Genomic DNA, 1,006 nt, shown 5'->3' on the forward strand with positions numbered 1-1,006 from the left:
GTTTAAGCGATCATTCGAGATTCAAAGACCTCAGGACTGATCATCCCTATAGCACTGTGCCGCCGTTGCTTGTTGTAGTCGAGTTCGATGTATTCAAACACCTGACGTCTCATATCGCTTCGCGTTTTAAATTGCTCTCCATGGATCGCTTCAACCTTGAGGCTATGGAAGAAGCTTTCGGCACAGGCATTATCATAACAGTTACCTTTGGCGCTCATGCTGCACTTAAGCTCATGCCGAGTAAGCAGCGATCGGTAAAGCGTGGAACAGTACTGACTGCCTCGATCCGAGTGGACAATGACGCCTTTGGGCATTTTGCGTTTCCATAGTGCCATCTGTAGCGCGTCACAGACAAGATCGGCCGTCATGCGCTCACTCATTGCCCAACCGACCACTTTACGAGAGTAAAGATCAATGAGTACTGCTAGGTAAAGCCAGCCTTCGCTCGTCGCCAGATAGGTGATATCACCCACCCACTTTTGATTGGGAGTTGAGGCCGTGAAGTTTTGCGCTAGTAGATTAGGAGCCACCGGCAGCGAATGCCGAGAGTTGGTGGTGGCCTTAAACTTACGGGCTGCTTTAGCGCGCAAGCCCTGACGCTGTAAGCTGGCGGCGACCGTCTTACGGTTGATTAGCACTCCATCATCGTGCAGGTCTAGGGTTAATCTCGGGGCGCCTGAGCGGCCTTTACGCTGGTGAAAAGCATCAGCTACACGCTGATCGAGAATGGCTTGCTCGCTGCGTCTTGGAGACGGGACTCCTTCGCGCTGCTGCCAAGCGTAGTAGCCACTTCGGGCGACCCCCATAACATGGCACATGCGTTGAACGCTGAATGCCTGACGATGACGATGGATAAAGGCGTACTTCACTTCAGGCTCTTCGCAAAGTACACCGCGGCCTTTTTTGTGATGGCCAGCTCTTCATTTGCCTCGGCTAATTGGCGCTTCAATCGGGCGTTTTCTTCTGCTAACGACCGCTCCCGTTCAGATGTGTCTTGCTGAAGCTG

Annotated in this window: 1 pseudogene; it reads right to left on the reverse strand. The window is 52.6% G+C overall.

The annotated features are described in order from the left end of the window. Positions 1 to 2: 2 nt before the first annotated feature. A pseudogene (locus ACT3RQ_RS17695) lies at positions 3 to 1,006 on the reverse strand (IS3 family transposase); the annotation flags it as partial.

It is taken from the genome of Halomonas sp. AOP43-D1-4 (genome assembly GCF_052446175.1).
Lineage (GTDB): Bacteria > Pseudomonadota > Gammaproteobacteria > Pseudomonadales > Halomonadaceae > Vreelandella > Vreelandella citrativorans.